Origin of the sequence: Ochrobactrum sp. SFR4, assembly GCF_019730395.1 — a bacterium.
Lineage (GTDB): Bacteria > Pseudomonadota > Alphaproteobacteria > Rhizobiales > Rhizobiaceae > Pseudochrobactrum.
Genome location: NZ_JAAPBB010000630.1, coordinates 1 through 292, shown reverse-complemented (window position 1 = coordinate 292; position 292 = coordinate 1). Strand labels below are relative to the sequence as shown.

Annotated in this window: 1 pseudogene; it reads left to right on the top strand. The window is 39.7% G+C overall.

Features of this window, described 5'->3' with window-relative positions:
- Nucleotides 1–103: 103 nt before the first annotated feature.
- A pseudogene (locus tag HBA93_RS20575) lies at nucleotides 104–292 on the top strand (hypothetical protein); the annotation flags it as partial.

Genomic DNA, 292 nt, shown 5'->3' with positions numbered 1-292 from the left:
CAAAATTATAAATTTTTAAATAAAATTGTGCTTATATATGGCAGAATTATCTCTGCTTTAAATTAAGCTATGAGCGCATTTCTGCACTCTGAAAGGAAAATCAGTGAACCGGACAGGCCGTTCTCTCCTGTTTATTCTGATTTTTCTATTGTTCTGGGTCACAGTGAGACCATTCACCGACTTACGTGATCCCTCAGTCCTGCTGGCTGAGGAACAAGGCAATATTCTGCAGCAGCTGGTTTCACTGTCATTATTTGCGGCTTCAGGACTGTATTTGCTTAAAAATTGGCAG